Origin of the sequence: Amycolatopsis silviterrae, from assembly GCF_042684085.1 — a bacterium.
Taxonomy (GTDB): Bacteria; Actinomycetota; Actinomycetes; order Mycobacteriales; family Pseudonocardiaceae; genus Amycolatopsis; species Amycolatopsis silviterrae.
The window spans coordinates 188938-211477 of sequence record NZ_JBHUKS010000024.1; the positions used below are offsets into that span (position 1 = coordinate 188938).

Below are 22540 nucleotides of genomic sequence, written 5' to 3' on the forward strand. Positions count from 1 at the left end.
CTACTGCTTGACCTGGTGACAACTATGCGTAACCATTACTCTGAGTATTCGACTCGAGGAGTCCCCGGCCCGGTCCTCCCGGCCGGCGCGGGGTGAGGAAACGGAGAACCACCAGATGGGCGATTACGCCAAGGCGCTCGGGGCCAAGCTCCGCGGGATCCGCCAGCAGCAAGGCCTGTCCCTGCACGGGGTCGAGCAGAAGTCCGGCGGCCGCTGGAAGGCCGTCGTGGTCGGCTCGTACGAGCGCGGCGACCGGGCGGTGACCGTCCAGAAGCTGGCCGAGCTGGCGGACTTCTACGGCGTCCCGGTGGTCGAACTGCTGCCGGAGGGCCGCGTCCCGTCCGGGGCCGAGCCCGCCACGAAGATCGTGATCAACCTGGAGCGGCTCCAGCAGCTGCCCGCGGAGAAGGTCGGCCCGCTCGCCCGGTACGCGGCCACCATCCAGAGCCAGCGCGGCGACTACAACGGCAAGGTGCTCTCCATCCGCACCGAGGACCTGCGCTCGCTCGCCATCATCTACGACATGACCCCCGGCGAGCTGACCGAGCAGCTCATCGACTGGGGCGTCCTCCCGCCGGAAGCCCGGCCGTCCAAAGAGGACTGACGGCAGATGGCGGCAACGGCCGTGCACGACGCGGCGGGCTTCCCGCGCCCGGGGAACCGGGAACGCCCGCCGCGCTTCGGGTGAGGCCGGACCGCCGCGCGCTGCTGTCCGGGGCCGCACTGACGTGCCTTTTCGCCGCACCGCCGCCGCGCGCGCCCGCCCCGCGGCCGTGCGGACGCGCCCCTTCGCCCCGGTGCCGCCCGTACCGCACGACCGATGGCGACGGTCGGTGAACTCGCCTGAATTCTTCGCGCCGGGAATCGTGCGCTTGCGGATTCCGGCGCATTTCCGCCAGTGACCGCGGTGCCGCCGGGAACTGTTTCCTCGTTCCGGCGACTGCCCGCTCCGAGCTTCCGGCTCTGGGCGGTTTTCCTTGAGCTGGCTTGAAGTTCCGCTCCGCGCGATTACCCGCGCCGTCCCGGGCATTCGGCACGAGGCCTTTTCCCCGCCCGGCCGAAATTCCGCTTCCCGCCCCAGCGAGTGGGCGGCGATCGTCCGTGAGGGGAACCCTGAGAGACTCTGATTCCTTCAGGGTTCCCTTCACGGACTTCAAGACATCGCAGGCTCCGCCAGGCCGCCGCGAACGGCACCCGCCGACCGGTTCTGATTCCGCTCGGTGATCAATTTTCGCGAAAACGCCTCTCACGCCGGGCCCCGCGGCCCGGCGGCGCCTCGATCAGGCAGCGGCCATTCAGGTGGCCGATTCCCCCAGCCGGGTTACCTCCGGCTACAGGATCGCGCGCAGCCGGTCCGCGATCGTGCCGATGCGGCCGAGCACGCCGTTCACGAAACGGGGCGAGTCGTCCGTCGAAAGTTCCTTCGCGAGCCCGACCGCCTCGTCGATCGCGACCGCGTCGGGGACGTCGGCGGCCCACAGCATCTCGTACACGCCGACGCGCAGGACCGCGAGGTCGACCGGCGGCATCCGCTCCAGGGTCCAGCCCTGCGAGTGCTCCGCCAGGAGTTCGTCGATCCGCTCGCGGTGGGCCGTGACGCCCTCCACCGCGGTGATCGTGTAGTCCGCGACCGGGTCGACCTCGACCGCGCCGACCCGGTCGGCCAGCAGCGTGACCGGGTCGGCGGACCGCTGGGCGGCCTCGTACAGCATCTCGACCGCGCGCCTGCGGGCCTGCCGCCTGCTGATCGCGCCGCCGCGGTTCGGGTGCGGGGGGAGCTTGTCCGCCATCAGCTGGAGATGCGGCCGAGGTAACGGCCGTCGCGGGTGTCGACCTTGATCTTCTCGCCGGTCGAGAGGAACAGCGGCACCTGGATCTCCGCGCCGGTCTCGAGCGTCGCCGGCTTGGTGCCGCCGGTGGAGCGGTCGCCCTGCAGGCCGGGGTCGGTGTGCTGGATGACGATCTCGACCGAGGTCGGCAGCTCGACGTACAGCGGCTCGTTCTCGTGCACCGCGACCTGGACCTCGGTGTTCTCGAGCATGTAGTTCGCGTTGTCGCCGACGGTCTCGGCGGGCACGGTGATCTGGTCGTAGGTGTCGCCGTCCATGAAGACGAAGTCGGCGCCGTCCTTGTACAGGTACGTCATGTTCCGGCGGTCCACCGTGGCCGTCTCGACCTTGGTGCCCGCGTTGAAGGTCTTGTCGACGACCTTCCCGGTCAGCACGTGCTTGAGCGTGGTGCGCACGAACGCGCCGCCCTTGCCCGGCTTGACGTGCTGGAACGCGGTCACGCTCCACAGCTGGCCGTCCAGGTTGAGGACGAGTCCGTTCTTCAGGTCGTTGGTGGTGGCCACGAGTCTTCAGGTCTCCTGTGTTCGATCTCTTCGGCTGCGGCCGTCAGACGGCCACGAGGTCCTTGGTGCTCAGGGTGAGGAGTTCGGGTCCGGAGTCCCGCACGACGAGCGTGTCCTCGATGCGCACGCCACCGCGCCCCGCCAGGTACACGCCGGGCTCGACGGTGACCGCCATACCGGCGGACAGTGTACCGACGCCCGCCGCGGCGAGACTCGGTGCCTCATGCACCTCCAGCCCGACGCCGTGGCCGAGACCGTGCGCGAACTGCTCGCCGTAGCCCGCGTCGGCGATGACCGAGCGCGCCGCAGCGTCCACTTCGGACACCACCGCGCCGGGACGGACCGCGTCGACGCCCGCCGCCTGCGCGCGGTGCACCAAGTCGTAGATCTCGCGCTGCCAGTCCGCGGGCTCGCCGAGGACGACCATCCGGGTCATGTCCGAGTGGTAGCCGTCGACGGTGGCACCGAAATCGAACTTCACGAAGTCGCCGCGGCGCAGTTCGGCCCCGGTCGGCCGGTGGTGCGGGATCGCCGAATTCGGGCCGGCGGCGACGATGGATTCGAAGGAGATCCCGGACGAACCGTGCTTCAGCATCCGGTTCTCCAGGTCGCGGGCCACGTCCAGCTCGGTCCGGCCCGGCCGCACTCCCCCGCACTCGATCAGGCTGGCCAGCGCGAGGTCGGCGGCGGCGCACGCGGCGCGCAACGCGGCGATCTCGACCTCGTCCTTGACCGCGCGCAGCTGCTCGACCAGCCCCGGCAGGCGGATCAGCTCCGCCCGGTCGAAGCGCACCTTGAGGTGCTCGTGCTCCTCGACGCTCACGTACTGGCTCTCGAACCCGGTGCGGCCGTAGTCCGCGAGCTGGCCCGCCGCGTGCGCCGCGAGCGCACGGGCGCTGGCGCGGTCGAGCACGCGTTCCAGGTCGGGCACCTCGGCTTCGGACTGGGTCGTGTAGCGCCCGTCGGTGCAGAACAGGGTCTTCGCGTCGCCGCCCGCGTGCAGCAGCAGCGCGGCGTTCGACCCGGTGAACCCGGTCAGGTAGCGGATGTTGAGCAGATTGGTGACCAGCAGCGCGCCGACCCCGTTCTCGTGGAGCAGGGCGGCGAGCGCGGCGCGGCGGCGAGCGTGGATTTCCGGCACCCGACCAGCTTAACCAGCGCGTTCCAGCCCCGGTCGCGGCGCGGGGAGGAGACGGCCTACTGGCGGTTAACTTCGGCGCGCCTACACTCCGTCCATGCTGGGTGCCTGGTTGACGCGCGGGCTGGTCATGGCGGTCGTGCACGCCGCCGCGATGACGCTGCTCGCCAAGTGGTCCGTGTTCCACCCGACCGGCCAGACGCTGTTCACGTCGCTGGCCATCGCCGTGCTGGTCGGTGTCGCGGCGCTGTGGAGCGCGATCGACGGCTGGCGCGACGTGCCGGACAGAGGGCGTGCGTGGTTCATCGCGTCCCTGGTCGCGGGCGTGTGCTCGGGCATCCTGTACGTGATCGGGCGGGCGGTCTTCGTCGACCAGACCGGGGTTTCCGAACTGGGCGCCGCGCTCACCGGCGGGGCGGCGTTCTCCGCGCTGCTCGTGCTGGTGCCCGCCGGGCTGGGGTTGTTCGTCGGCGGCCGGATCCGGCGTCCCTCGGCGGATGACGACGACTCTGCTGCCGACCCGGAACCGGACGACGAGGACGAAGACGGCACCGGCAGCCGGTCCGGCGAACTCGAACTCCCGCCGAGCCCGACGCCGCGAGCCCCGAAACCGTCTCCGGTCAGCCGCCCAGCGGCAACCCGCGCGCGGCGCCGTCCCACTGTCGCGGGTCGATCTCCTGCACCCCGGAACCGTTGAGCGACACGATCACCGTGTCCGGCAGGCCGTAAAGCTGCCCGTCGAGCACCATGCCGTAGCCGCGGCCGTACGCGTGCACGACGGTCGCGCCGGAGCGCAGGCGGGTTTTCACCGGCACCTCCGGCACCTGCGGCAACGGCCGGTCGACCAGCTCCCCGGCGAGCACCGCGGCGACGGAACGGCGGTCGATCCGGATGCGCTCGCCGCGCCGGTAGAGGTCGATCACGCGGTCCGGGGACGGCATCGCGACACCGTCGAAGGTCGCGGTGCTGCGCGAAGGGGTCGAACAGCCGCCGGCGCCCTTCACGTCGAGCCCGAAGTGCTTCAGCCCGGTCGGCGCGCCCGTGGGGCCGATCTCGGTGGCGCGCACGACGTCCAGCGAAACCAGGTCGCACGGGTCGCTGACCGACGTCGGCGCGTGCCCGTCGGGACGGCGGACGAGGCCGGGTCCTTCCTTCCACGCTCCCGGGATCACCACCGGTTTGTACGGCTGCATGGTGAACTCGCGGTCCCAGAAGGTGATCGTGGTGCCGCCCGCGGTTTCGTGGGCGATGGCGAAGGCGTCGAGCGCGCCGACCCATTCCAGGTCCACGCTGAACGCGTCGACCACCGACCGGGTGCGCGGCGCGGCGGTCGTCGGGGTGGGCTCGAAACCCTTCTCCCCCAGCATTTCCACGCCCTCGCGGAACGCCGGGTCGTGCGCCCGGACCACGAACTGGCCCGCCCCGTTCCAGCCCGCCGCGCGGCCGGTGGTGTCGGTGAACATGAGGTAGTACCAGCCGTCGAGGAACACGACGGAGGGCTGGCCCGCGCCGTAGACGTTGGCGCGGTGGACGTCGTGCGACGCGCCGAGGATCGGCTTGCCGCCGTTGGAGCGGGTCCAGTGGATGCCGTCCGGGCTGGTGGCCATGCCGATCGCGTTGCCGAGCGCGTGGTCGCCCGCCGCGCCGGTGTAGTACATGAAGTAGGTGCCGCCGACGCGCAGCACCGACGGGTCGCAGGTGTGCATGCCGTCGAAGTTGCCGGGCGCGCCGGAGAGCACCGCCGGCGGCGCACCGCCACCCGGCCCGGTGAAGGGTCCGTCGGCCGAGGGACCCTCGGCGTAGAGGATGTCGTCGCCCGGCGGAGGGGCGCTGCTGTACTGGCTGCACCACCAGATCCGGGTGCGGCCGTTCTCGACCATCACGGTGGGGCCGTAGTTGTAGGACGCGTCCGCGGCCCCGGCTGCCACGACGCCGCCGCTCTGCCGGTTCGCTCCGGCGGAAAGCGCGACGTCCGCCGCCCGGGGCGGGTCCTTCGGCGGCTGCGGCGCACCGCCCGCGATGCCGCCGTGCCCGGTGCCCTCGGCTTGCGGCTGGGCCATCGTCTGGCTGCACCCGGAAACGAGGGATCCGGCGATCAGCAGCGAGAGCAGCTGACGCACGGGTCGCCGACCCCCACGACGAAACGGGTGCATGATCGCCGAGTGTAGCGACAGTGGCACCGGATGGGTGAACCACGTCGGGCATTCGCCGGTCCGGCGGCGGGTTTGCCAAGAGCTTGCTTTTCCGGCTGTGCGGTGATCTTTCGCCGGAAGGGCGGGCTGAGTGCACGGCGGTCCGGCGCAACGCCGGGGCATCTCAGCCGACGCCAAGCACACCACGCCGCCGGGGGTCGTGAGTGGCAATGCCGGTTCTAACCGGCATTGCCACTCACGACACCCGGGGCAACCGCCCTCACCCGCACCCCAGCCCCGGCGGCCTCGTGCGTGTTCAAGCCGGTTCTCACCGCCACGAACACCCCTGGTCGTGCCGGAAAGCCCGCCGCAGCACCGGAACCGCCCGGCGGCAGCGTCTGCCGCGAGGTCAGGACGGGTGTGCGGCGATCCAGCGCAACGCCAGGGCGTAACCGTCCACCCCGAGACCGGCGATCACCCCGGTCGCGATGTCCGAAAGCACGCTGTGGTGCCGGAATTCCTCGCGTTTGTGGACGTTGCTGATGTGCAGTTCGATCAGCGGCGCGGTCAGCTGGGCGGCGGCGTCGCGGACGGCGATCGAGTAGTGCGTCCAGGCGCCGGCGTTCAGCACGACCGGCGCGCCCGCGTCGGCGGCTTCGTGCAGCCAGCCGACCAGTTCGCCCTCGTGGTCGGTCTGCCGGACCTCGACGTCGAGGCCCAGTTCCTCGCCGGTCTCGACGCACTGCCGCGCGAGGTCGTCGTGGGTGGTGGAGCCGTAGACGTCCGGCTCGCGTTTGCCCAGCCTGCCGAGGTTGGGGCCGTTGAACACGAACGCCTTCACAGCAGCACGCTCCCGCCGTTTTCCGGGGCCTCGGCCGCGATCGCCGAGTACGCGGCGGCGAGCAGGGACGGGTCGGGGCCTTCCAGCCTGCCGGGTTTGCCGAGGCCGTCGAGGACGACGAAACGCAGCACGCCGGAGCGGGTTTTCTTGTCGCCCTTCATGGTTTCCAGCAGCTGGGGCAGCGCGTCCGAGGCGTAGGACGTGGGCAGGCCGATCAGCTTGAGCACCGAGGCGTGCCGGTCGGCGGTGGCGTCGTCGAGCCGTCCGGCCAGGCGGGCCAGTTCGGCGGCGAACACCAGGCCGACGCTGACCGCCGCGCCGTGGCGCCAGCGGTAGCGTTCGCGGCGTTCGATGGCGTGGCCGAGGGTGTGGCCGTAGTTGAGGATCTCGCGCAGGTCGGACTCGCGCAGGTCGGCCGCGACGACGTCGGCCTTCACCTGGATCGAGCGGCGGACGAGTTCGGCGAGCACGTCGCCTGCCGGGTCGAGCGCCTGGGCCGGGTCGGCCTCGATCAGTTCGAGGATCCGCGGGTCGGCGATGAATCCGGTCTTCACGATCTCGGCCATCCCCGCGACGAGTTCGTTGCGCGGCAAGGATTCCAGCGTCGCGAGGTCGACCAGGACGGCGGAGGGCTCGTGGAAGACGCCGACGAGGTTCTTGCCCGCCTCGGTGTTGATCCCGGTCTTCCCGCCGACCGCGGCGTCGACCATGCCGAGCAGCGTCGTCGGCACGTTCACCAGCCGGACGCCGCGCATCCAGGTGCCCGCGACGAACCCGGCGAGGTCGGTGACCGCCCCGCCGCCGAGCGCGACGACCACGCCGCGCCGGTCGAGCCCGATCCGGCCGAGGACCTCCCAGCAGAAGCTGGCGACGGAGAAGGCCTTGCCGTCCTCGGCGTCGGGGATCTCGACGCGGTGCGCGTCCAGGCCGGCGGCGGCCAGTTCGTCGCGGACGGCCTCGGCGGTGGCGGTGAGCGTCGGCGGGTGGATGAGCGCGACCTTCGACGCGTCGGCGAGCTGCTCGGTGAGTTCGCCGAGCAGGCCGCGCCCCACGAGCACGTCGTACGGCTGCGCGGTGGCGACCCGGATCCGGACGGGCGGGGTGGCGGACACGGTTCTCCTCACTGCTCCCGGACCCGGCGGTCCTGGGCTGGGTGGTGGCTCGGTGCGGCGCCGTGCGGGCGCTGCTGGCCCGGCGCGGCCGGTCCGACGGTGCCGCACTGGCACCGCTGGCTCGGTCCGGGCCGGTGGCGGGTCACTGCCCGCGGACCCGGTCGGGTTCGAGGGCGGCAACGGCGGCCTCGACGACCTCTTCGGGCGTGCGCTTGTCGGTCTCGATCTCGACGGTCGCCACCTCGCGGTACACCGGCAGCCGCTGGTCGAGCAGGGCTTTGAAGGTCGCGCGCGGGTTGATGCCGGCGAGCAGCGGGCGCGCGCTGGACATCCCGGTGCGCTGGACGCCCGCCGCGAGCCCGACGTTCAGGAAAACGACCGGGTGCTCCTGCAGCCGCGCCCGCGTGCCCGGGGTGAGCGGGGCGCCGCCGCCGAGGGACAGCACGCCGTCGTGCTCGGCGAGCGCGGTGGCGACTGCTTCCTCCTCGATCGCGCGGAACGCCGGTTCGCCGTCGTCGGCGAAGATGTCCGAGATGGCGCGTCCGGCGCTGGCGACGATGTCGTCGTCGGTGTCGCGGAAGGACACGCCGAGCGCGGCGGCCAGCAGCGGGCCGACCGTGCTCTTGCCGGAGCCGGGCGGGCCGATGACGACCGCGCGCGGGCTCACCAGCGCTCCTCGAGCGCCTTCAGGTACGCCTGCGCGTTGCGCCGGGACTCCGCCAGCGAGTCGCCGCCGAACTTCTCCAGCGCCGCGTCCGCGACGACCAGCGCGACCACCGATTCCAGCACCACGCCCGCGCGCGGCACCGCGCACACGTCGGAGCGCTGGTGGATCGCCACGGCGGGCTCGCCGGTCCGGACGTCCACTGTGGACAGTGCCTTGGGCACGGTGGAGATCGGCTTCATCGCGACGCGCACCCGCAGCGGCTCGCCGTTGGTGATGCCGCCTTCGAGCCCGCCCGCGCGGTTCGACCGGCGCGTGACGCCGACCGGCCCGTCGCCGCGGTCGATCTCGTCGTGCGCCTGGCTGCCCCAGCGGCGGGCGGTGGTGAAGCCGTCGCCGACCTCGACGCCCTTCATCGCCTGCACGCCCATGAGCGCGCCGGCGAGCCGGGCGTCGAGCCGCCGGTCCCAGTGCACGTGCGAGCCGAGGCCCGGCGGCAGGCCGTAGACGATCACCTCGATCACGCCGCCGACGGTGTCGCCCGCCTTCCGCACCGCGTCGACCTCGGCGACCATCGCCTCGGTCCCCTCGGCCGAGAACGCCCGCACCGGGCTCTCGTCGATCGCCGCGAGATCACCCGGCTGAGGAAGCGGCCCGTCGGGCGCGTCGGCCCCGCCGATCGAGACGACGTGGCTCAGCACCTCGGCCCCGAGCAGCTGCCGCAGGAAGTTCCGCGCGACAGTGCCGAGCGCGGTCCGCGAGGCCGTCTCGCGGGCGCTGGCGCGCTCGAGGACGGGACGGGCCTCGTCGAAGCCGTACTTCTGCATGCCGGGCAGGTCGGCGTGCCCCGGGCGGGGCCGGGTCAGCGGCTCGTTGCGGGCGAGCCCGGCGAGTTCGGCCTCGTCGACCGGATCGGCCGCCATGACCTTCTCCCACTTGGGCCACTCGGCGTTCTCGATCTGGACGGCGATCGGGCCGCCCTGGCTGACCCCGTGCCGGATCCCGCCGAGGAACTGGACCTGGTCGGTCTCGAAGCCCATCCGAGGGCTGCGGCCGAACCCGAGCCGGCGCCGCGCGAGCTGCGCGGAGAGGTCCGAGGTCGTCACCTCCACCCCGGCGGGCAGCCCTTCGAGCACAGCGGCGAGGGCGGGTCCGTGCGATTCTCCAGCGGTGATCCAGCGCAGCACCGGACAATCCTGTCACGGCCCGCCGGACGCCCCGGCAGAGCCCCTGGCCTCAGGCGATGCCGGTTCCGGCGGCGGGGAAGACCGCGCACGCCCAGGTGGCCAGGACCAGGCCCGGGCCGTAGGGGACGCGGAGGGGGCCGGCGCGGATCGGGGTGCGGGTGCGAATGCGCTCAGCCGCCGGTGCCGGGCCGGGCGGCACGGGCACGTGAGCGGAGCCGGTCGTCGCGGGCTGCTGGGCGAGGGGCGGCTGAGGCGTGGAGCCGGGACGGGTCGAGATGGGCTCGCGGACCCGGCGCATCACCCACATCGGCACCACGGCCACCGCACTCGCCGCCGCTGCCAGAACCGCCCCCACCGCTGGGGCCAGTCCGCCGACCGCGCCCAGGACCGCGCCGAACGAGCCAGCCAGTTTGACGTCTCCAGGCCCCAGACCGCCCGCCGACAGCCGGTGCACGATCAGGTGGGTCCCGCCGAACAGCAGGCAGCCCACAGCGGCACCGGCGGCCAAGCGCCAGCCTCCGCCGCCTAATGCGGCGAGGGTGATCGTCAGGGCTACAGCCGGGTAGGCGGGCAGGGTGAGGACGTCTGGCAGGCGACGGTGCCGGGCGTCGGCCAATGCCAGGGGGACGCCGACCACCGAGACCAGCCAGGGCACGGGCAGCCACCACTCCGGCAACGCGCCTGAGTCGGCCCGTGCGGCGGCTACCGCGGCGGCCGCGGCGGCGATCGTCAGGCCGAGCAAGAGCGGCACCGGGGCACCGGTTTTCTTCGTCATCGCCAGCAGCACCGGGACCACCGCCCCGGCCGCCAGCACTGCTGTCAGGACCATGCGACCAGCCTGTCCCCGAGCCTGGGACCAGGGCAAACAAACCGGGGTGCGAGGGGACCCCTCGTGCGCGACACGCCGTGAAGTTCACTCGGCGGTGGCGAAATCTCCGCTCTCCGCGGCGTCAGGCGAAAGCCCGCCGGTGCCCGCTCGGGTTCATCCCCCGCACCCGTTTGAAGGCCGCGCTGAACCCGAACGCATCCGAGTACCCGACCGCCCGCGCGACCTCCGCGACCGGCATCGACTCCTGTTCCGTCAGCAGGTCCGCCGCCAGCGTCATCCGCCAGCGCGTGAGGTACGTCATCGGCGGTTCCCCCACCAGGTCCGCGAATCGTTTGGCCAGGGTCGACCGCGAAACGCCGGTCCGGGCGGCCAGCGAGACCACCGTCCACGGGGCCGCCGGGTCCGCGTGCAGCAGGCGAAGTGCCGTGCCCACCACCGGGTCCCGTTGCGCCGCCCACCACGGCGGCGGGGTGCCGCCTGGGCGGTCGAACCAGTCGCGCAGGAGGCAGACCAGCATCCAGTCCAGCAAGCGGTCCAGGACGATCTGCTGGCCTGGCGCGTCGACGGCCAGTTCGGCCGCCAGGTGGTCCAGGACCGGGTCTTCGGCGTCCGAGGAGGGCGGCCGGACGACGACCGGCAGGGCGTCCAGCAGCGCGGCCATCCGGCTGTGGCTCCGGACGGGATACGCGCCGACGATCAGGTTGGCTTCGCCGTGGAACGGGTCGTTCCAGCCCAGGTGGTGCAGGGTGCCGCCCTGGTCCGGTGTGGCGCAGAACTCGCCGCAGGCGACGGGGGCAGCGGGAGTGTCCAGCCGGTCCACGAAGGAGAACGGGCCGCGGACCAGGATGGTCTCGCGGGCACGCAGCAGCTCCGGCGGCCGGCCTTCCGGCACGATCCAGCCTTCGCCGCTCAGCAGCGCGCACAGGGTCAGCGGGGCACCGTCCGTGAAGTGCAGCGACCACGGCGCGGACAGGGCAGAGCAGCCGAACAGCGAGCCGTGCGCCCGGACTCCGCGGATCAAATCGCTGAACGCGTCCACTCCCCCGAGATTAGACGAATGGACAGGCGATCCGGCTTCTCGCCTATGGGATCGTCCGGGAAAGCCCGGTTGAATCCCAGCCATGAGCACGCTCACCGACCACGATCTCGAGTTCCTCCGCCGTCCCCTGCACGGCTTCCTGACCGTCGCCGCCGGACCGCGGCCGCCGCAGCCCCGGCCGGTGTGGTTCGAGGCCACCGACGACGGCACGATCCAGCTGTTCACCGATCCGGACTCGGCCAAGATCCGCCAGCTGCGCGAGGATCCGCGCGCGTCGATCGTCGTCGCCGCGCCGGTCGGCGAGCCGGAGCGGTGGGTGTCGGTCGCCGGGCGGGTCACGGTGGAGGCCGACGGCGGGCACGACCTCGCGCGGCGGCTCGCCGCCCGGTATTGGGACCTCAGCACCGCCGAGGGCGCGGCCGGGCTCGACGTTCTTGAGAAGTTGCCACAGGTCCGGGTCGTCATTCACCCGGAGAAGGTGCACCGCTACGCGTTCTGAGCCCCTGCACCAGCAGCACCAGACCACAGATCACGCACACCGCTTCGGTGATCACGCCCCAGTATTCGTACTGGCTGTTGAACTGGTCGTGCACGCCGTAGAAGCCCACTGTCACCGACAGCAGGTAGGCCAGCAGCGTCACGCCGCCGAAGCCGAGCGTGAAGAACGCCGGGAGCCAGTGCCGCCAGGCCAGCAGCGCGATCGCGATCACCGCGCCCGCGATGCCGTTGACCAGGAAAAGCGGCCCGACCACCGGGATGTCCGCGTAGCCGCTGCCCCAGTACAGGTAGAAGTGGATCGCCGCCGAGCCCGCCAGGCCCGCCGCGCCCAGCGCTCGCATCCAGGTCGTCAGCATGCCGTCTCCTTCCGTGCGGATGCCGGATACGGACTACACGCACGGGCGGCCGCGGCGGTTCACCTGAACCGCGGAGCGCCCCGGTTCGTTGCACTGGGCATGACTGCCGAACTGCACTCCCGCCGCTCAGCGATCGCCACCGGGGCGGCCGCCGCCGTCGCTCTCACCGCGTGCGGGAGCGGGTCCGAACCTGCCGCGCCGAAGCCGGGCGGGAAGGTGATCGCGCTGGCGGAAGTGCCGGTGGGACAAGCGAAATCCGCCAAAACCCCGGACGGGCGGGAAGTCCTCGTCGCACAGCCGTCGGCGGGGACGGTCGCCTGTTTCAGCGCCGTCTGCACGCACCAGGGCTGCACGGTGAATCCGCCGCAGGACGGTCAGGCGCACTGTCCGTGCCACGGTTCGGTGTTCGACGCGCTGACCGGTGCGGTGAAGCAGGGACCGGCGAGCCAGCCGCTGGCCGGAGTGGCTGTGAAGATCCAGAACGGAGACGTCGTCACGGCGTGACCGGAATCGCCCTTTGTGGACATTCACCGTCCACAAAGGGCGCCGGGGATCAACTGTTCCAGGTGAACAACTCGTCGCCGGCGGCGACCGTGCGCCCGCCTTCGAGGCCGGCGAGGACGTCGGCGGACGCGTCGAGCCCGACGACCGGGACGATCGGCGAGTAGCCCTTGGCGGCGACCGCCTCCGGGTCCCAGCCCACGATCGGCTGGCCGGCCCGCACCTGCTCGCCCTTGACGACGTGCAGGGTGAAGCCCTCGCCCTTTTCCTTGACGGTGTCGATGCCGAGGTGCACGAGCAGCGCACGACCGTCCTCAGTGGCCACGACGTACGCGTGCGGGTGCAGCGTCACCACGGTCCCGTCGACCGGGGCGACCGCGTCCGCGCGGCCGCCGGAGGGCTTGACCGCGATGCCGGGGCCCACCATCGCCTCGGCGAAGACCGGGTCGGGCACCTCGGTGATCGCGACGACCTCGCCCGCGACCGGGCTCAGGATCGGCAGGCTCACATCAAGTCCTCGATGTCGCTGGCGATGGTGTCCGCCTCCGGTCCGACGATGACCTGGACCGCCGAGCCCATCTTCACGACGCCCATCGCGCCTGCCGCCTTGAGCGCGGCTTCGTCCACGGCGGACATGTCCTCGACCTCGCACCGCAGCCGCGTGATGCAGCCCTCGATCTCGACGAGATTGTCCGCGCCGCCGAGCGCCGCGAGAATCTTTTCCGGCCTGTCATCCGCCATCGCGGCCTCCTCGTATCCCGTTGGTTTTCCACCCGGAACAGGTGCGCTCCGCCACCATTACTACGCCGTTTGCCGCCTTGCCCGGCGGGCCCGGCCACGAACGGATAACGGTGGTTGACACCTGCTCGCGCTGCGGAGCATCCTGCCCCATCAGATCATTGGTCTAGACCGGAACGTACCAATCTTCCGGCGCGGACGCGAGCACCGGCCCCGGTGCGCGACAAGCGAGGGAGGGTGACCCCGAGATGAGTGCGGCCGCGCACATTCCGCCGTCCGACCCCGCCGAGCGCGTGGTGAACGGGCCGACCCCGAAGCACGCCCAGCTGCGGGAAATCCTGCGCCGCCTGGTGGAGCGCGACCTCCCGCCGGGCTCCCCGATCCCGTCCGAACGGGAACTCGCGCAGCACTACGGCGTATCGAGGCTCACCGTCCGCTCGGCGATCGGGAAGCTCGTCGAGGAAGGACTGCTGGCCCGGGTCAGGGGCAAGGGCACCTTCACCGCCGCGAGGCGGATGGAACTGCAGGTGTACCTGATGTCGTTCACCGACGACATGCGCCGGCGCGGGCTCACCCCGACCACCGAAGTGATCTCGACCTCGACCGAGGTCCCGCCGGTGACCTCGGCGCACGCGCTCGGCCTGTCCGAGGGCGTGCCCGCGCACCGGCTCGTGCGGCTGCGGCGCGCCGACGGCGTTCCGCTGGCCGTGGAGCGCGGCTGGTACCACGCGGGCCGGACCCCCGGCCTGCTCGACCTCGACCTGACCCGTTCGCTGTACGCCCAGCTGGCCGACGCCTTCTCGCGCCGGCCGGACCAGGCGTACCAGACGGTGTGGGCCGAATCCGCGGACCGCGAGACGGCGCGCTTGCTCGGCATGCGCACCGGCAGTCCGCTCCTGGTGTTCCGCCGGGTTTCCAGCTCGGGCGGCGAACCGGTGGAGGACATGACGTCCTGGTACCGGGGCGACCACTACCAGGTGACCATGCAGCTGGACCGGAACACCCCGGGTTCCGGCGACCAACCCCACAATGGAGGTATCCGATGAGCGCCACCACCGCGGCTGGGGCCAGCGGGAAGAAGAAGGGCGGCGGCGGTCTCGCCGGGCTGCAGCGCTTCGGCCGCAGCCTCATGCTGCCGATCGCGACCCTGCCCGCCGCAGGCATCCTGAACCGGCTCGGCCAGCCTGACATCCTCGGCAAGGACGGTCTGAACTGGGGCAAAGCCTCCGACGTGATCGGCGCGGCGGGCGGCGGCATCTTCAACTGGCTGCCGCTGATCTTCGCGATCGGCATCGCGGTCGGGTTCGCCCGCAAGGGAGACGGCTCGACGGCCGTCGCCGCGGTCATCGGCTGGGTCGTGTTCAACAACGTGATCCAGGCGATCGCCCCGATCAGCAGCCAGCAGGGCTACAAGACAGCCTGGGAAAGCCAGCCGCTGCACTGGCCCTACAGCGTGCTGACCGGCATCGTGTCCGGCATCGTGGCGGCCCTGCTGTGGCAGCGCTACCACCGCATCAAGCTGCCGTCCTGGCTGGCCTTCTTCGGCGGCCGCCGGTTCGTGCCGATCATCACCGCGCTGGCGATGCTGGTGCTGGGCGTCATCTTCGGTCTGCTCTTCAAGTACGTCGACGAGGCCATTACCTCCGCGGGCAAGGCGGTCGTCGGGTCGCCGGTCGTCGGCGGCGGCATCTACGGCCTGCTCAACCGCCTGCTGATCCCGGTCGGCCTGCACCAGCTGCTGAACGTGCCGGTGTGGTTCATCTTCAACGGCGGCGACATCCCGAACTTCCTGAACAACCACGTCCAGGGCTCGGGCATCTTCCAGACCGGCTTCTTCCCGATCATGATGTTCGCGCTGCCCGCCGCCGCGCTGGCGATCATGCACACCGCGCGTCCGGCGCAGCGCAAGCTCGTCGGCAGCATTATGGTCTCGGCCGCGCTGACCGCCTTTGTCACCGGCGTCACCGAGCCGATCGAGTTCGCGTTCATGTTCGTCGCGTGGCCGCTGTACATCTTCCACGCGATCATGACCGGCATCTCGCTCGCGGTCTGCAACGCGCTGGGCATCCACCTCGGCTTCTCGTTCTCCGGCGGCGCGATCGACTTCGCGCTGAACTCGTCGCTGGACACCGCGCACAAGGCGTGGCTGCTGATCCCGATCGGGCTCGTGCTCGCCGTGATCTACTACGTGGTGTTCCGCTTCGTGATCACCAAGTTCAACCTGCGCACGCCGGGCCGCGAGGACGACTCGATCGAGGGCGACCTCGAGCGCACGGCCGCGAAGTAACACCGAGAAAGGCAAGAGAGGTAAACCATGCCGGAGAAACGCGTCACCGTGGCCAGCAAGGTGGGGCTGCACGCCCGCCCGGCCGCACTGGTCGCCAAGGCGGCCGCGGCCCAGCCCGTGGCGGTGCGGATCGCCAAGGACGGCGGCGAACCGGTGGCCGCCGGCAGCGTCCTCAACCTGATGACCCTCGCCGCCGCGTACGGCGACGAGGTCGTCATCAGCGCCGAGGGCGACGGTGCCGAGGCGGCGGTCGAGGCCGTCGCCGAGCTGGTCGCCACCGACCTCGACGCTCAGTAGCGATACCGGGTACCGACCCGACAAGGTCGGCACTGCCAAGCTGGGACCAAAAATGCGGGTCCGAGGCCGTAACGGCCTCGGACCCGCGTCGCTGCCAAACATCGGCCAGAGTCGTCCTCCCGGTTCTAACCACCGCAATCACCAAATCGGCCATCCTGCCGCAGTCCGTCAAACGCAGTAGCCGACGTCAGCCTTGCACGGTCTGGCCGCGATGGAGCACGACCGACTGCGGAACACGAATCCTGGATCTTTCAAAAAATATGTCGTCCCATTCATGACAGAGGCGACGATAGTGGTCAGCTTCGTCAGCCCACCCACGCAGCTCGATACACGCAGCAATGGCAGCATCCAAATGCCTGCCCTGCGGACTAAGCATGCTCCTCGCCAGGAGTTCCCCGTCTTTCCGGGCCGCGATAGCTCTATTCAACGTACGATCGGTGACATTACCCATAGCCAATTCTTCCATCACCATAAAGTACTGAACGTCCGCACTGTCTCCACCGTCCAGAACACGTATTCGGTCGCAATACTTCTGCACGGTTTCCCAAGCGCCCCGGAAACCCAGCCCCTGACAAGCCAAGCCAAGTGTTCTCCGAAGATACTCCACCGGGCGACAGTGATCACCGGTCGGAACATCTGCGACGACCGCGCTCTCCAATTCACTGCACAGTAGCATAAGCTGCTCGCCAGAAAGAAGCGGAAGAGCGTCACGCACAGTAAAGTATATCCATCGCGGGTTTTGAGGATCTTTAATCCGGGCCTGTTGGAGCAGCGACAAATTCCGCTCCGTCTTTCGCTTTTTCAGCACTACTTCACGAGTATAACCGTCATGAAAGAACTTCGCATCAGTGCTACATAATTCGATTGACTCATCCGATGCGCCACCAACAACGATATACTCGTGCACGTCACCGCGGAACCGAATTCCACTTTTTAGCTGAAACACTCGCGGCACCTGGTCAACCCAAGTATTTGCGTTCGAATCCATAATAACCGGAGCCAAAGCTACGCGAGAGCAGCGCTGTGAGCCATCCAGTTGAGCAACGCGCGAAATAATGCCCTCCGCGGCAGCTGAATCCAACCACTCATCAGCATCAAGAAAAACAACCCATCCTTCATCCAGCAAGTCAAGCGCAGAATTCCTAGCCTCCGCAAAGGAGCCCCGCCAATCTACTCCAACCAGATCAACACCGCGCTGACCGTAGGATTTTACGATCTCCAACGTACGATCAGCCGATCCAGTGTCGACCACAAGAATGCGGTCGAAGCCACTGTCCACCACACTATCGAGGCAGCGAGCGATGCATCGCTCCTCATCTCTTGTCAAAATAATAACATTTATCGGGCAAGACACGCTCACAATCCCCTTTCGCCCGTCGGCGCCGACAATCATGAGTCGACACCGACGGACAAAACGAACCCTAATCCGACAAGGCAGCAAGTCGAGTCTTAGGTGAAGCTACGCGCACGCAAGCCTCCTTCTCGCCAACGTTGACCGTGCCACCACAAGCAGCATGATAGATGGTGAGGTCGAAGACATAACATCTCACAATTCCGCCATTAGGAGAGTAGTTGTACAGGTAATCGAAGTAGTAATTCGCCAAGCCGCACCACTTCGACTGGTCTTGGGCAACTGGATCCGGGGCAGAGCAGGACTGAATGGCCCTCGGCGCAGCAGCACTCTCCATCGACTTTGCCGAAGCGACACCCGAGGTCAAGCCGACCAAAGACCCGCCAACCATAGCAGCGGCAGCCACAGACATAAGGACACCTCGAGTCCGCGACCTCCGACCGGCGACCTCCGGAGAATCCGCGTCCCGAATCAGCTTCGATTCGATTCCGGCCAAGAATTCCATGCGTTGCTTGTCAGACATTCGAATTCCTTCCACTGGCATCATCCAATAAATAGGACGTTGACATTAGATGCTTGACATGAAAGAGAGAGAGGAAGATCGCGATAGCCCGAGCACCCGCCATCAACAGCCAAAAAGATCGCATGCAACACGCTTAAGAGCAATCACATCGAAGCACTGCACATTGACACGCGTGACAGTTACCGGATTACCCAATGAGCACTTCCGCAATCAAACCGGCAGCCAGTACCTGATCCGGCGCACGCAGCAAGGCGGCCATAAATGCACGTCACGCAATTTCATTTACCCTCCCCCTAACGCCTCCCACAATACCGACACCGCAAAACATGTGTAGCCACCGATCGAGTGACCCGCTAGACACGGTCTCGGGACCCTCAGACAAGAACATCGAGCGAAGTACTCAGGGTGCATACCAGAAGGTCGCGTCACTCCGACACGTCCAAAGGCACCACTCCAGCGCGTCCGAACTGTTCAGTTACGCTGGCGGACATGGAGAGTCTGCGCCTGATCGACGAATGGCCCGTGGACAACGCGGCGGCCGGAGTGGTCTCCGCTTCCGGCGAGGTGCGCGGCCGCCACGGCGACCCGGCCCGCCCGTTCCGGCTCGCGTCGGTCACCAAACTGCTCACCGCCTGCACCGCGCACATCGCGATCGAAGAGGGCGTCGTCGAGCTGGACACGCCTGCCGGGCCGGAAGGCTCCACCGTCGCGCATCTGCTCGCGCACACCTCCGGGCTGGCCTTCGACGCGCACAAGGCGATGGCCGAGCCGGGCACGCGCCGGCTGTACTCCAACGCCGGGTTCGAGGAACTCGCCGACGCGCTGGCCGAGCACTCCGGCATCGAGTTCGCCGCGTACCAGCGGGAAGCGCTCTTCGAGCCGCTCGGCATGACGTCGACCCGGCTGGACGGCTCTCCCGCCTCGGGCGCCGTGTCCACTTTGGACGATCTGCTCCGGTTCGCTGCCGAATTGCAGGCACCCAAGCTGCTCTCGCCGGAGACCCTGAACGCGGCCACCGAGATCGCGTTCCCCGGACTGAACGGCGTCCTGCCCGGATTCGGGCACCAGAAGCCGAACGACTGGGGGCTCGGCTTCGAGCTGCGCGACCACAAGAGCCCGCATTGGACCGGGGCGCACAGCTCGCCGCGCACGTTCGGCCACTTCGGGCAGTCGGGCACCTTCCTGTGGGTGGACCCGGAAGCGGGGCACGCCTGTGTCGGGCTCGCCGACCGTTCGTTCGGGCCGTGGGCCGCGCAAGCGTGGCCGCCGTTCACTGACGCCGTGCTGGCGGAACTCTCCGCGTGAAGCTCTGGCCCGCGCTGGCGGCTCTGCTGCTGGTCGCGAGTTGTGCCGCACCGGCCGCGCAAACCCAAGCGCCCCAAGCATTGCCCGCGCCGAACGCGCCGCTTCCGTTGGGCACCAACGGCGCCGCGGTGCCCAAGCTCGAATGGGCCCCGTGCCACGGCGATTTCCAGTGCGCGACCGCTCCGGTTCCCTTGAGCTACCGCGAACCTGGCGGTGCGAAGCTGAACCTCTCGGTGATCCGCATGCCGGCCACCGACCCCGCGCACCGCGTCGGGTCGCTGGTGATCAATTTCGGCGGACCGGGAGCTGACGGCGTCGGCGAGCTGATGCGGTTCGGCCCGCGGTATCCGGACGAGCTGCGGGCCAAGTTCGACCTGGTGAGCTTCGATCCGCGCGGTATCGGCGGCAGCGCCCCGGTGCAGTGCCCGGGAACTCCGCCGGCGGCCGGTTCGCCGTTGCGCGACAGCGCGGCGTTCTGGACCGCTAGCGCCGCCGTCGGCAAGGCGTGCGCGGCGGGCACTGGCGCCGAACTGTCGCACCTGTCCACCGCGAATGTCGCGCGGGACATGGACGTGCTCCGGCAGGCGCTGGGCGAGCAGCAGCTGAACTTCTACGGCTACTCGTACGGCACGTATCTCGGCGGCACCTACGCCAACCTGTTCCCCGACAAGCTGCGCGCGATGGCCCTCGACGGGACGCTCGACCTCGTCGCGAACGCCACCGGACAGCCGGGTCAGCAGCACAAACCGGTCGACGTGCGCGCTGACGTCGCGACTGCCCAGCAACAGGAACTGGAAGCTTTCTTCGCCGCCTGCGACGCGGCCGGTCCGGGCAAGTGCGCCTTCGCCGGCGGTGACCTGAAACAGAAATTCGCGGCGGTCTTCGCCCGGCTGACGCACGGTCCGGTCGGCGGCATGACGGTGGCGTCGCTGATGGAGACGATCGATCGAGCGCTGTATCAATCCTCCCGGTGGCCGCGGCTGGCGAAGACGCTCGCCGGGCTCGTGCCGTCGTCGCCGGTGTCCCCCGCGCCGGTGCTCGACCCGCGCGTGCCGACGCATTCGCCCGGTTTCCTCGCCGTGCAGTGCCTGGACAGCGAACTGCCGCAGGACACCGCCGGGTACACCGAACTCGCGGCCGAGGAAGCGAAACGGCAGCCGTATTTCGGGATCGCACCGGTGTTTTCGATGGCGCAGTGCGTCGGCTGGCCCGCGCGCGACGAAGACCGGTACGCCGGGCCGTGGAACCGGCCCCGGCAGCATCCGATCCTCATCCTGGCCAACCGGAACGACCCGGTCACCCCGCTCGCCAACGCCCAGTCCACCGCACGGGAACTCGGCGACGGCCACGTGATCGTGGTCGACGGCGCCGGGCACACGACCCTCGACGTGCCGAGCACGGCCGCTTCCGCCGCGACGGTGCGGTACTTCGTGGATCTGGCCGTGCCGCCGGACGGGACGGGGTATCCGCCGCAGGTCCGGCCGTTCGCCTAGCCGCTGGGGGGTCCGGAAGATTCGGCGGTCCGTGAGGGGAACCCTGAGGGAATCGCATTCAGTGCCAGGAACTTTAAGCTGTGTGGCCGCAACGCCTGCCGACCGTCCACAAAGGACTTAAGAATGAGCATACCTGAAGGCCTGCGGGGGACTCTGATTCCCCATGCCAAGGACTTGACGCGGCGCGCCTGCCCAGACTGAAGCGGCTGGCAAGCCGGTTGGCTTGAATCGTGGCCTGCGCGGGCGGCGGAAGCTGAGCGTGTCCGTCTGTGAGGGGAACCCTGAGGGAATCTGATTCCCTCAGGGTTCCCCTCACGGCACACCCGAATCAGCCGTTCAGCACGTTGATCGGCTCGCCCGCCTGGAACGCGGCGATGTCCTCCACCGCGCCGCCGTAGAAGATCTCGTACGTCTCCCGGCTCACGTAACCGATGTGCGGCGTCAGGATCGCGTTGTCCAGCGTCCGCAGCGGATGGTCCGCAGGCAACGGCTCGACGTCGTAGACATCCAGCGCGGCCGCGGCGATCTTCTTGCCGCGCAACGCATCCAGCAACGCCGTCTCGTCCACGATCGGCCCGCGCGAGGTGTTGACCAGCAGCGAGGTCGGCTTCATCGCGGCGAATTCGGCGGTGCCGACCAAACCCCGAGTGCGCTCGGACAGCACCAGGTGGACCGACAGCACATCAGCCTGAGCGAACAAGTCCTCTTTGGACACCGCCGTGACGCCGTGCTCGGCCGCCCGCTCCGGGGTGAGATTCTGGCTCCAGGCAATCGGTTTCATCCCGAACGCCTGGCCGATCCGGGCGACCTCCGCGCCCAGCCTGCCGAGCCCGAGCAGGCCGAGGGTCTTGTCCCGCAACGCCATCCCGAGCCCGACCTGCCAGCCGCCCTCGCGCATCGAACGGAGCTCCGCGGGCAGATTGCGCGCGCCGGCCAGGATGAGCGCCCACGCGTGTTCCACCGTCGGCGCGGCGAGCGCGCCGGTGGCGGACACGACCACCCCGCACCGCTTCGCCGCGTCGAGGTCGATCGCCGCGTTCCGCCGACCGGTGCTGACCAGCAGTTTCAGCGCGGGCAGCCGGTCGAACACGGCGGCCGGGAACGGCGTGCGCTCGCGCATCGCGACCACGACGTCGAACCCGGCCAGCCGCGCGGCGACCTCGTCCGGTCCGGCGAACGGCTCGTCGAACACCTCGATCTCCGCCCTGAGCGGCGTCCAGTCCGCACACTGGAGAGCCACGTTCTGGTAGTCGTCGAGGATCGCGATCTTCATGCCGCCCACCGTAGCCCGCGGGTCAGGCGTTGCGCGCCCGCTCGATGATCTCGTCGATCACATCGTTCTTCGCGTCGGCATAGTTCTGCACGTACTCCCAGACCTGCGCGGCGAGTTCGCGTTTCTTCGCCAGGTACAGGGCCAGTTCCTCCGGATGGCCGCGCAGCCGGTCGCGGAACAGCCGGTAGCGCTCGGTCTGGCCGTTGCCCGGCGAATGGACGTGCAGGTTGATGTTCGTATCCGGGCCCTTGAACAGACGGTGTTTCTCCCAGTCCGGCTCGCGGATCACCAATCGGTAGCCCGCCGCTTCGAGGGCGGGAACGTACGCCGCTTCGTCGTCCGAATCGGGTACTTCGAGCAGAATGTCGACGATCGGTTTGGCGGCGAGCCCGGGCACCGACGTGGACCCGACGTGTTCGAGCAGCAGCACTTGATCCCCGAGCACCGCGCGGATCCGCGCCGCCTCGCGTTCGTAGAGCCGCGGCCATTCCGGGTCGTACTCGGCGAGCGTGATCGTGGTGCCGAGCTTCGGAGCCTCGCCGACCCACGCCGCTTGGATTTCTTCCTCGCCGAACTGTTGCCTGGTCACAGTGATTCCCCTGTCGCTGACTGAAAAGCAGCCC

General features: G+C 69.5%; 24 protein-coding genes and 1 pseudogene. 9 read left to right on the forward strand and 16 right to left on the reverse strand.

The features are described from left to right. The first annotated feature begins 115 nt into the window (after positions 1-115). Complete coding sequence (bldD, locus tag ACFSVL_RS31140) at positions 116-604, forward strand: transcriptional regulator BldD (RefSeq protein WP_003096372.1); 489 nt, start codon at positions 116-118, stop codon at positions 602-604. Between the two features lie 727 nt (positions 605-1331). Here bldD and nusB read toward each other — a convergent pair. Genes nusB through ACFSVL_RS31155 form a run of 3 tightly spaced genes read right to left on the reverse strand, consistent with a single transcriptional unit; the run spans position 1332 to position 3494 of the window. Beyond that, positions 1332-1790, reverse strand: a complete 459-nt coding sequence (gene nusB / locus ACFSVL_RS31145; RefSeq protein WP_378309124.1) for a transcription antitermination factor NusB — start codon at positions 1788-1790, stop codon at positions 1332-1334. Next, on the reverse strand, positions 1790-2353 hold the full coding sequence (gene efp, locus ACFSVL_RS31150; protein WP_378309125.1) for an elongation factor P: 564 nt from the start codon (positions 2351-2353) through the stop codon (positions 1790-1792). The genes nusB and efp overlap by 1 nt, the downstream gene beginning before the upstream one ends. 43 nt (positions 2354-2396) lie before the next feature. Continuing rightward, positions 2397-3494: a M24 family metallopeptidase gene (locus ACFSVL_RS31155; protein ID WP_378309126.1), complete on the reverse strand. Its 1098-nt coding sequence runs from the start codon at positions 3492-3494 to the stop codon at positions 2397-2399. 94 nt (positions 3495-3588) lie between these two features. On the opposite strand from ACFSVL_RS31155, the gene ACFSVL_RS31160 reads away from it, so the two are divergent. Next, positions 3589-4188 (forward strand): B-4DMT family transporter, encoded by a 600-nt coding sequence (locus tag ACFSVL_RS31160; RefSeq protein WP_378309127.1) that lies wholly within the window; start codon positions 3589-3591, stop codon positions 4186-4188. On the opposite strand, the gene ACFSVL_RS31165 is transcribed toward ACFSVL_RS31160, so the two are convergent. From ACFSVL_RS31165 to ACFSVL_RS31195, 7 genes are all read right to left on the reverse strand, one after another. Beyond that, entirely contained in the window at positions 4112-5602 is a 1491-nt protein-coding gene (locus ACFSVL_RS31165; protein ID WP_378309245.1) for a beta-xylosidase, read from the reverse strand. The genes ACFSVL_RS31160 and ACFSVL_RS31165 overlap by 77 nt on opposite strands. Before the next feature lie 430 nt (positions 5603-6032). Beyond that, on the reverse strand, positions 6033-6464 hold the full coding sequence (gene aroQ, locus ACFSVL_RS31170; RefSeq protein ID WP_378309128.1) for a type II 3-dehydroquinate dehydratase: 432 nt from the start codon (positions 6462-6464) through the stop codon (positions 6033-6035). After that, positions 6461-7576, reverse strand: a complete 1116-nt coding sequence (gene aroB / locus ACFSVL_RS31175; protein ID WP_378309129.1) for a 3-dehydroquinate synthase — start codon at positions 7574-7576, stop codon at positions 6461-6463. The genes aroQ and aroB overlap by 4 nt, the downstream gene beginning before the upstream one ends. A 142-nt stretch (positions 7577-7718) precedes the next feature. Next, on the reverse strand, positions 7719-8243 hold the full coding sequence (locus tag ACFSVL_RS31180; protein WP_378309130.1) for a shikimate kinase: 525 nt from the start codon (positions 8241-8243) through the stop codon (positions 7719-7721). Next, a complete protein-coding gene (aroC, locus tag ACFSVL_RS31185; RefSeq protein ID WP_378309131.1) occupies positions 8240-9427 on the reverse strand; it encodes a chorismate synthase in 1188 nt (395 codons plus the stop codon). The genes ACFSVL_RS31180 and aroC overlap by 4 nt, the downstream gene beginning before the upstream one ends. A gap of 49 nt (positions 9428-9476) precedes the next feature. Continuing rightward, the gene (locus ACFSVL_RS31190; protein WP_378309132.1) at positions 9477-10256 is read right to left on the reverse strand and encodes a prepilin peptidase; all 780 of its coding nucleotides are present in this window, start codon (positions 10254-10256) and stop codon (positions 9477-9479) included. Between the two features lie 121 nt (positions 10257-10377). Further along, a complete protein-coding gene (locus tag ACFSVL_RS31195) occupies positions 10378-11295 on the reverse strand; it encodes an AraC family transcriptional regulator (RefSeq protein ID WP_378309133.1) in 918 nt (305 codons plus the stop codon). Positions 11296-11377: 82 nt separating this feature from the next. Here ACFSVL_RS31195 and ACFSVL_RS31200 point away from each other — a divergent pair, with 82 nt between their 5' ends. After that, the gene (locus ACFSVL_RS31200; protein ID WP_378309134.1) at positions 11378-11794 is read left to right on the forward strand and encodes a pyridoxamine 5'-phosphate oxidase family protein; all 417 of its coding nucleotides are present in this window, start codon (positions 11378-11380) and stop codon (positions 11792-11794) included. Here the strand turns inward: ACFSVL_RS31200 and ACFSVL_RS31205 are convergent. After that, positions 11757-12146 (reverse strand): hypothetical protein, encoded by a 390-nt coding sequence (locus ACFSVL_RS31205; protein WP_449224392.1) that lies wholly within the window; start codon positions 12144-12146, stop codon positions 11757-11759. The two genes, ACFSVL_RS31200 and ACFSVL_RS31205, sit on opposite strands and share 38 nt — an antisense overlap. Positions 12147-12248: 102 nt before the next feature. Between ACFSVL_RS31205 and ACFSVL_RS31210 the strand changes: the two genes are divergently transcribed. Beyond that, complete coding sequence (locus tag ACFSVL_RS31210) at positions 12249-12653, forward strand: Rieske (2Fe-2S) protein (protein ID WP_378309136.1); 405 nt, start codon at positions 12249-12251, stop codon at positions 12651-12653. Positions 12654-12702: 49 nt separating this feature from the next. Here the strand turns inward: ACFSVL_RS31210 and ACFSVL_RS31215 are convergent, their stop codons facing one another. Both ACFSVL_RS31215 and ACFSVL_RS31220 read right to left on the reverse strand, forming a co-directional pair. Continuing rightward, positions 12703-13158 carry a PTS sugar transporter subunit IIA gene (locus ACFSVL_RS31215; protein WP_378309137.1) on the reverse strand — a complete coding sequence of 152 codons (456 nt, stop codon included), beginning with the start codon at positions 13156-13158 and terminating at the stop codon, positions 12703-12705. Further along, the gene (locus tag ACFSVL_RS31220; protein WP_378309138.1) at positions 13155-13391 is read right to left on the reverse strand and encodes a glucose PTS transporter subunit EIIB; all 237 of its coding nucleotides are present in this window, start codon (positions 13389-13391) and stop codon (positions 13155-13157) included. Before ACFSVL_RS31220 ends, ACFSVL_RS31215 begins: the two co-directional genes overlap by 4 nt. Positions 13392-13636: 245 nt before the next feature. Here ACFSVL_RS31220 and ACFSVL_RS31225 point away from each other — a divergent pair, with 245 nt between their 5' ends. Genes ACFSVL_RS31225 through ACFSVL_RS31235 form a run of 3 tightly spaced genes read left to right on the forward strand, consistent with a single transcriptional unit; the run spans position 13637 to position 15972 of the window. Continuing rightward, a complete protein-coding gene (locus ACFSVL_RS31225) occupies positions 13637-14434 on the forward strand; it encodes a GntR family transcriptional regulator (protein ID WP_378309139.1) in 798 nt (265 codons plus the stop codon). Then, complete coding sequence (locus ACFSVL_RS31230) at positions 14431-15675, forward strand: PTS transporter subunit EIIC (RefSeq protein WP_378309140.1); 1245 nt, start codon at positions 14431-14433, stop codon at positions 15673-15675. Before ACFSVL_RS31225 ends, ACFSVL_RS31230 begins: the two co-directional genes overlap by 4 nt. 27 nt (positions 15676-15702) lie before the next feature. Beyond that, on the forward strand, positions 15703-15972 hold the full coding sequence (locus tag ACFSVL_RS31235; protein ID WP_378309141.1) for an HPr family phosphocarrier protein: 270 nt from the start codon (positions 15703-15705) through the stop codon (positions 15970-15972). 187 nt (positions 15973-16159) lie between these two features. Here the strand turns inward: ACFSVL_RS31235 and ACFSVL_RS31240 are convergent, their stop codons facing one another. Beyond that, the gene (locus tag ACFSVL_RS31240; protein ID WP_378309142.1) at positions 16160-17365 is read right to left on the reverse strand and encodes a glycosyltransferase family 2 protein; all 1206 of its coding nucleotides are present in this window, start codon (positions 17363-17365) and stop codon (positions 16160-16162) included. A 970-nt stretch (positions 17366-18335) separates the two neighbouring features. On the opposite strand from ACFSVL_RS31240, the gene ACFSVL_RS31245 reads away from it, so the two are divergent. Together ACFSVL_RS31245 and ACFSVL_RS31250 are read left to right on the forward strand one after the other, a co-directional pair. After that, positions 18336-19151: a serine hydrolase domain-containing protein gene (locus ACFSVL_RS31245; RefSeq protein ID WP_378309143.1), complete on the forward strand. Its 816-nt coding sequence runs from the start codon at positions 18336-18338 to the stop codon at positions 19149-19151. Then, positions 19148-20644: an alpha/beta hydrolase gene (locus ACFSVL_RS31250; protein ID WP_378309144.1), complete on the forward strand. Its 1497-nt coding sequence runs from the start codon at positions 19148-19150 to the stop codon at positions 20642-20644. Before ACFSVL_RS31245 ends, ACFSVL_RS31250 begins: the two co-directional genes overlap by 4 nt. 328 nt (positions 20645-20972) lie before the next feature. Here the strand turns inward: ACFSVL_RS31250 and ACFSVL_RS31255 are convergent, their stop codons facing one another. Beyond that, entirely contained in the window at positions 20973-21917 is a 945-nt protein-coding gene (locus tag ACFSVL_RS31255; protein WP_378309145.1) for a D-2-hydroxyacid dehydrogenase family protein, read from the reverse strand. Between the two features lie 25 nt (positions 21918-21942). Next, positions 21943-22506, reverse strand: a pseudogene (locus ACFSVL_RS31260) (GrpB family protein); the annotation flags it as partial. Positions 22507-22540 lie beyond the last annotated feature (34 nt).